Raw genomic sequence first — 6,654 nt, forward strand, 5'->3', positions numbered from 1 at the left:
AAGCGGTAGGTCGCGCCGTCATGGGCGAAGGTCGTCCCGTCGAAGTCGGCGAGCATGTTGGCAGGGGTCGCGTCGGCCCAGGCGAGCGCATGATGCGAGCCTTCCCAAGCCGCCGCCTCGGCAGGATGGCAATCGACGCAGGCGGCGGAGCCGACATAGGCCGGTTGGGCCTTGGAGTGTTGCAGCAGAGCGAGCGAAACGGCGCCGGCCCAGAACAGGGTTCGGGCCAAGGCGAAGGATGCGGCCATGCCTGCGGGGCGCTTCATTCGCCGGGCCACACCCGCGCCCAGTCCCGCGCCATGTCGACCAGCAGCCAGCCGCGCGCCCCGGCTTCGTCGAGGCCGCGGTCGAGGCGGCCAACGTGGCTGTCGCGGTCGTAGGCGAATTCACGCTCGGCGTCGGTGTGGTGGACGATCAGGCCCAGCCGCGGGCCATCGCCGGAAGTCGCCCATTCCAGCATCTCGAAGTCGCCGTCGGAATTGCCGCCGACAAGGATGGGCCGCCGCCCGATGCGCGCGTCGATGGCGACCGGCTTGCCGGCCTTGTCGTCGAGGAAGAAGACGCCGGGGTCCTTCGTGACGGTCGGCGCGCCGTCGATCACGGCGTAGCTCGCCTTGCCGGTGCTGCCGATCACCTGCTCGGGCGGGATGTTGTAGGCGTCCTCGGAGAATGCGCGGACGAAGTGCAGCCCGCCGCCCGAGACGATCCAGGTCGTGAAGTCCTCGTCCCGCAGATAGCGCAATAGCTCCAGCATCGGCTGGTAGATCATCGCATCGTAGGCCATGCCGGTTTCCGTGTGGCGCGCCTCGGCGAGCCAGCCGCGCGCTTCGGCGGCGAACGCCTCCACCGACAGGCTGGAATGGGTGGTGGAGACGATCTCGAGCAGGCCCGCCTCGCCCGCGGCCTCCACCGTCTCCATGTCGCCCGCGGCGGCGGCGCGCAGCACGTCGCTTGTCAGCACGGCGGGGTCGGTCGCCGCCATCTCGCGCAGCCGGTCCATCGCGAAGAGAAACTGGAAGTAGACCGGCTTCTCCGCCCAGAGCGTGCCGTCGTTGTCGAAAACGGCGATGCGGGCGGGCGGGGTGACGTAATCCGGCGAGGCGGGATCGGTCACGCGCTCGACGAAGTTCGTGATCCGGGACTTGGCGTCGCCCGGGTTCCACGAGGGCAGCGGGTCGGCGAGGAGGGGCGCTGCGGCGAGACTCAAGGCGATCGACAGGGTTTTCAGGAGTTTCACGGCGCGTTCTCCAGATCTGTAGCCCGGACCGCAGGGATCGAGCGAGCGAGCCGCCCCGACAGGACGCCGGAGCGGCGAGGTCGTCGGCGCTACTGGGCGCCGCCCGGTTGGGAGAGCTTCTCCATCACCTTGTCGAGACTGAAACTCGCCGCCTCCTGCCGCGGAGGATAGTCGGCGAAGGTGGCGAGGAACTGGCCGACATAGGCCTGCGCCGGCACCAGCATGAAGGCGCGGTCGATCATCCAGTCGTAATAGGTGTTCGACGTCCGGTAGCCGCGCTCGTAGGGGTCGCGCCGAAGATTGGCGATCAGAGGCACGCGCAGCGGCGTCAGCGGCTCCATCCAGGCGCGGAACGTGGCCCATTCCTTCTGCTCGAGGAACGTGATCTTCCAGTCGCGGTAGCGCAGCGCCATCAGATCGCCGTCGTCCGAGAAGTAGAAGACTTCGTTACGCGGACTTTGATCGGTCTCGCCGGTCAGCATCGGCAGCATGTTGTAGCCGTCGAGGTGCACGCGATACTCGCGGCCCGCCATCTCGGGCACGGCGACTCCGTCGAGCAGGTCTTCCTTGACCGTGTCGGCGCCGGCGGCGGCGAGGAAGGTCGGCAGCCAGTCCATGTGATGGACGATTTCGTTGGACACCGCGCCCTCCGCGATCCGTCCCGGCCAGCGCACCATCGCGGGCACCCGCCACGCGCCTTCCCAATTGGTGTTCTTCTCGCCCCAGAACGGCGTCATGCCGGCGTCGGGCCATGTGTTCATGTGCGGGCCATTGTCGGTCGAGTAGAACACGATAGTGTTGTCGGCGATGCCGAGCTCGTCGAGCTTGTCGAGGAACTTGCCGATGTCGCCGTCGTGTTCGATCATGCCGGCCTGGTATTCGTCGACCTGCTTGCCGACGATCTCGTTCGCGCGCTGGCGATTCTCGTCGCTGACATGGGTGCGGAAGTGCATCCGCGTTCCCGACCACCAGACGAACCAGGGCGCGCCCGCGGCGGTCTGTTCCTCGATGAAGGCGATGGCGGCGTCGGAGGTCTCGTCGTCCACCACCTTCTGGCGCTCGATCGTCAACGCGCCGGTGTCCTCGATCGTCTGGGTGATCTCGGTCTCGCCATAGCTGGCCGTGGCGCGGATCACGCCGCGCGGCCCGAACCGCCCGAGGAAGGTTTCGCCGTTGGGCAGGACCATGTCGCGCGGATAATCCTCGTTCTCGGGCTCCTCCTCGGCGTTCAGATGGTAGAGATTGCCGAAGAACACGTCGAAGCCGTGATTGGTCGGCAGGTGCTCGTCGCGGTCGCCGAGATGGTTCTTGCCGAACTGGCCCGTGGCGTAGCCTTCCGCCCGGAGCAGACCCGCGATCGTGGGATCCTCGATCTGCATCCCTTCCTCGGCGCCCGGCAGGCCGACCTTGGACAGGCCGGTGCGGAACACCGACTGGCCCATGATGAAACTCGACCGCCCGGCGGTGCAGGACTGCTCGCCGTAATAGTCGGTGAAGATCATGCCCTCGGCGGCGATGCGGTCGATGTTCGGCGTGCGGTAGCCCATCAGCCCCATCGTGTACGCCGAGATGTTGGATTGTCCGACGTCGTCGCCCCAGATCACCAGGATGTTGGGCTTTTGCGCCGCGCCGTCCTGCGCCGCGACACCGCCGGCCGCGAGGGCGACCATGAGCGCCGCGAGGCATGTGCGTTTTCTCGTCATTCGTTCCCCCCCGAAAAGGTCTCCGGACGCCGGCGTTTCGGCTCTCCGAACGCAAGCGCGCAGGCCGTCGCGGACGCTCTCGCGCCCGGCTCGCGGGCGATAGTCGGACCATGTGCCTATGCCTGCCGACGGGCGGGTCGAAGAACGACGGCGCGGCGCCGGGAATTCTGCTATTTTGACGTTCATTCGAATGTTGGGGCCCATGGTCATGGGACTGCGATCCGGCGAGGCGTTGCGGCGGCGCGCGGGGCGAGCCGCCCGGCGCTGGCGCGCGGCGGCGATCATCGTCGCACTGTGCGCCGCCGCGCCGGCGGATGCGGAGCCGCAGCGCCGCAAGTTTCTGGTTCTGCACGACAGCCACAGCGCGCTTCCTGCGAACATGGCGATGACGGCGGGCATGACGGCGGTCATCGATGCGGCGCTGCCGGACGGCTACGACGTCTACGACGAGTATCGCGACGGCGAGCGCTTCGCGGGCCCCGAGCAGGACCGCCGCTTCGCCGAGGAGATCGCGGCGAAGTACAGCGACCTGCCGCTCGACGCGATCGTCGCGCTCGGGCCGGGCGCGCTCGCCTTCGCTGTCGCGAATGCGGCCTCCTTCGCGCCGGATGCGCCGGTGATCTTCGGCGCCGTGACGCAGGCTCAGGTCGAGCGCTCGGACCTTCCGGCGAACTTCTTCGGCGTCACGGCCGATTTCGATCTCGGAGGGACGCTGCAACTTGCCCGCGCGCTGCAGCCCGAAGCCCGGCAGGTGTTCCTGCTCAGCGGCTCCGCCCCCTTCGACCGCCGATGGGCCGTCAGCGCGCGCGAGACGCTCGCCGACATCCGCGGCGTCCGGGTGGAGCATGTCTCCGGACTGAGCATCGAGGGCTTCGAGCGTTTCGCAGCCGAAGTCGACGCCGGATCCATCCTGATCTTCCTCACTGTCTTCGAGGATGCGGCCGGCGAGCGCTTCCTTCCGCGCAATGCCCTCGCGCGAATCGCTGCAAGCGCCGCGGCGCCCGTCTACGGCGTCTACAGCTCCTATGTCGGCCACGGCGCGCTCGGCGGGGTATTCTCGACTTTCGAGTCCATCGGGGCCGCGGCGGCCCGGCTGGCGTTGCAGGCGCTGGAGACGCCGGGGGCTGCGGTGGGCGCCATGGCTGCGCCAGTCTCGGCCGTGGTGGACTGGCGCCAGATCCGGCGCTTCGGCCTCGATGCGACCCTGCTGCCGCCGGACGCGGTCGCGCTGTTCCGCGAGGTCGGCGCGTGGGAGCGCTATCGGGTGCAGATCCTGATCACGCTCGCCGTGATCCTCGCCCAGAGCGCGACCATCGCGGCGCTCGTCGTGCAGGGCAGGCGCAGGCGCAGCGCCGAGACCGCGGCGGCGGCGGGCCGGCTGGAGCTCGCGCATCTCTCCCGTGTGGCGCAGATCGGCGAGTTGTCGGGCGCGCTCGCCCATGAGCTCAACCAGCCGCTGGCCGCGATCCTCGCCAACGCCGAGGCCGGCGAGCGCCTGATGGCGCAGACCCCGCCGGACCTCGCGGAGGTGCGCGCGATCCTCGCGGACATCGTGGAGGACGACCGGCGGGCGGCCGCCGTCGTCGGCGATCTGCGGCGCCAGATCGCGAAACGCGCGCCCGATCTCGCCGAGCTCGACCTTAACGACGTCGTCGCCGCGACCCTGCGGCTCGCCGGCAACGAGATGCGGATGCGCGGGGTGAGCGTGGAGACCCGGTTGGAGCGTGGGGGATTGCCGGTGCGAGGCGACAAGGCGCAGCTGCAGCAGGTGCTGATCAACCTTATGGTGAACGCGGCGGACGCCATGGCCGGGCTGACGGCGGAGGAGCGTCGGATGACCATCGAAACGAGACTGCGCGCCGACGGCTGGCGCGAGCTTGCGGTGCGCGATGTCGGGACCGGCGTCGCGTCCGAGATCCGCGACGGCCTGTTCCGCCCCTTTCGCACCACCAAACCCAACGGCCTCGGGCTCGGCCTGTCGATCTGCAGGACCATCGCAGAGACCCATGGCGGGACGTTGAACTTCGACCCCTCGGTCGACCGGGGCGCGCGGGTGGTGCTCGCGGCGCCGGCGCCATGACGGTCGTCGCGTCGGCGCGGCGGGTGGTGCATGTCGTCGACGACGACAGGGCGGTCCGCCACGCGCTGGCGCGGCTTCTCCGCGCCTCGGGCCATGCGGCGGAGACCCATGCGAGCGCGGAGGCGTTCCTCGACCGGCCCGACCCCGCGTCGACGGGTTGCGCCATTCTCGACATGCATCTGCCCGGCATCGACGGGCTCGACCTTCAGTCCGTGCTGATGAACGCGGACAACCCCTGTCCGGTCATCTTCCTGACGGGCCGGGGCGACGTCGAGAAGAGCGTCCGCGCCATGAAGACGGGCGCAATCGACTTCCTGACCAAACCGGTGCAGGCGGCCGCGCTTCTGACAGCCGTCGACCGGGCGCTGGCGCAGGGCGCCGCGGCGCTCGCCGAGCAAGCCGCGCGGGACGACCTGGCGGGTCGCCTCGCGCTGTTGACGCCGCGAGAGCGCGAAGTGCTGGACGGCGTCGTCGCCGGACAATTGAACAAGCAGATCGCCCACGATCTCGGCATGGCCGAGAAGACCGTGAAGGTTCATCGCGCGCGCGTCATGCGGAAGATGGACGCGGGTTCCCTCGCGGCGCTGGTCCGGTTGATCGTGGCGGGCGGGCCGCCGCGGCATAGGCCCTGAGGCCTACTGTCGGTCGCGACCGCGCGCGGCTAGCCTTCGCCATGGAGAATCCGAAGCGCCACGTGGCGATCGTCGACGACGATCCCGGCCTGTGCCGCGCAATGGCGCGGCTCGCGGCGTCGCTCGGCTGGGAGGCGAGCGCGCATGGGTCGGGCGAGGCGCTGCTCGATGCGATGACGTTGGCGACCCCGTCGCACGTTCTGCTGGACCTCCATCTGTCCGGTCTCCATGGCCCGCCCCTGATCGCGGCGCTCTGTGAGCGGTCGCGGCCGCCGCGCGTGATCGTCATGACCGGATTCGACCGACCGGGCGCAAGGGCCGCCTGCCTCGCCGCCGGCGCCGCGGCGTATCTGCTCAAGCCCGTGTCCCGCGCCGACCTCGAACGGCTGATCGGCGGGGTCGCAGGCTGACCTGGGCGCTTGGTCCGACTGTCTACGAGACCGAGCTAGAGGGGTTTCCCTGGATATGAGGGGCTAGACGGGCGGCTCGCGCGACAGGCTCAGCATCGGTGAAACGCTCGCGTGGAAAAGAGAGGAGGCTGCGTCGGTCGCCAGATGGCGGCACTCGCCAAAGCCCGACTGGCTAGACGCACATCATCGCTGCGATTGGCGGGGAGACGGGAACTTGTCACAGTTCATGGGGTCAAAAAAAGAATCTATATTCAATCATACTTCAAATATTTGCGCCGTACTGAAATTTTCCGATGGGACTCGGTCCATATTTTGCATGCCGTCAACGGGACGGGCGTGAGCGCAACGAAAATGGATTTGCTGAACATTGAGCGGCGCGTCGACAATTCACAAATCGACGCACGCAACAGCACCCTAGACCGCTTGGCCGCGCTCTTCCGCCGTTGAGCCTCGTTGCGCCGGACCTGTCACCCTAGACGCAACCCCAGACAGAGCGACCAAAGGGCCGCCGCGCTTCGTCGTAAGTATCTGATTTTTTGGTGCCCGGGGGCGGATTCGAACCACCGACACGCGGATTTTCAATCCGCTGCTC

Annotated in this window: 7 protein-coding genes; 4 read left to right on the plus strand and 3 right to left on the minus strand. The window is 68.5% G+C overall.

Features of this window, described 5'->3' with window-relative positions:
* The 3 genes from V7Q31_RS16330 to V7Q31_RS16340 all read right to left on the minus strand — a co-directional run.
* Nucleotides 1-248, minus strand: a 248-nt coding sequence (locus V7Q31_RS16330; RefSeq protein WP_333834921.1) for a multiheme c-type cytochrome, incomplete at its 3' end; no start/stop codon positions are given.
* 14 nt (nt 249-262) lie between these two features.
* Nucleotides 263-1,237, minus strand: coding sequence for an HAD family hydrolase (locus tag V7Q31_RS16335; protein ID WP_442976706.1), 975 nt, complete (start codon nt 1,235-1,237; stop codon nt 263-265).
* A gap of 89 nt (nt 1,238-1,326) precedes the next feature.
* On the minus strand, nt 1,327-2,907 hold the full coding sequence (locus V7Q31_RS16340) for an arylsulfatase (protein ID WP_333834927.1): 1,581 nt from the start codon (nt 2,905-2,907) through the stop codon (nt 1,327-1,329).
* Between the two features lie 241 nt (nt 2,908-3,148).
* Here V7Q31_RS16340 and V7Q31_RS16345 point away from each other — a divergent pair, with 241 nt between their 5' ends.
* From V7Q31_RS16345 to V7Q31_RS16360, 4 genes are all read left to right on the plus strand, one after another.
* Nucleotides 3,149-5,020 (plus strand): ATP-binding protein, encoded by a 1,872-nt coding sequence (locus V7Q31_RS16345; protein ID WP_333834922.1) that lies wholly within the window; start codon nt 3,149-3,151, stop codon nt 5,018-5,020.
* Complete coding sequence (locus V7Q31_RS16350; RefSeq protein ID WP_333834923.1) at nt 5,017-5,652, plus strand: response regulator transcription factor; 636 nt, start codon at nt 5,017-5,019, stop codon at nt 5,650-5,652. Before V7Q31_RS16345 ends, V7Q31_RS16350 begins: the two co-directional genes overlap by 4 nt.
* A 62-nt stretch (nt 5,653-5,714) precedes the next feature.
* Nucleotides 5,715-6,062 carry a response regulator gene (locus V7Q31_RS16355; protein ID WP_333834924.1) on the plus strand — a complete coding sequence of 116 codons (348 nt, stop codon included), beginning with the start codon at nt 5,715-5,717 and terminating at the stop codon, nt 6,060-6,062.
* Between the two features lie 144 nt (nt 6,063-6,206).
* Nucleotides 6,207-6,509: a hypothetical protein gene (locus V7Q31_RS16360; RefSeq protein WP_333834925.1), complete on the plus strand. Its 303-nt coding sequence runs from the start codon at nt 6,207-6,209 to the stop codon at nt 6,507-6,509.
* Nucleotides 6,510-6,654: the final 145 nt, after the last annotated feature.

Source organism: Rubrimonas sp., from assembly GCF_036788415.1.
In the GTDB taxonomy this organism is placed as follows: Bacteria; Pseudomonadota; Alphaproteobacteria; order Rhodobacterales; family Rhodobacteraceae; genus Rubrimonas.

Bases quoted from the DNA above. Each gene is read 5' to 3' on its own strand.
- V7Q31_RS16340 (WP_333834927.1), bottom strand. From the start codon at position 2,907: ATGGTCGCCCTCGCGGCCGGCGGTGTCGCGGCGCAGGACGGCGCGGCG.
- V7Q31_RS16345 (WP_333834922.1), top strand. From the start codon at position 3,149: ATGGGACTGCGATCCGGCGAGGCGTTGCGGCGGCGCGCGGGGCGAGCC.
- V7Q31_RS16350 (WP_333834923.1), top strand. From the start codon at position 5,017: ATGACGGTCGTCGCGTCGGCGCGGCGGGTGGTGCATGTCGTCGACGAC.
- V7Q31_RS16360 (WP_333834925.1), top strand. From the start codon at position 6,207: ATGGCGGCACTCGCCAAAGCCCGACTGGCTAGACGCACATCATCGCTG.